The 229-nt window shown below is 71.6% G+C and carries 1 protein-coding gene; it reads left to right on the forward strand.

The genetic code is table 11. The features are described 5' to 3' along the window. On the forward strand, positions 1-229 hold a 229-nt coding region (locus ACQG3P_RS25615; protein ID WP_426806612.1), incomplete at both ends, for a hypothetical protein.

Here is a 229-nt window from a genome sequence, read left to right on the forward strand (position 1 = left end):
GTGGTGTCGGCCTATGGGATCGTCGGCGACGTCCGCTGGGCCTTGTTCAGGCTGGCGCTGGCGCTGCGGCATGCGCAGGTGCGCGCCGCCGGCCTGTCATCGCCTTCGCGCTTCCGCGAGGCCTTCAATGCGCTCGATTCGGCGCTGGCCCTGCCGTTCCTGCCGGGTCCCGTGGCGGTGTTGGTCGCGGCAGGCGAGGTGGCCGCGCTGGACATGGACGGTCTGAACG

Origin of the sequence: Stenotrophomonas sp. SrG (assembly GCF_050031795.1) — a bacterium.
GTDB lineage: Bacteria > Pseudomonadota > Gammaproteobacteria > Xanthomonadales > Xanthomonadaceae > Stenotrophomonas > Stenotrophomonas rhizophila_A.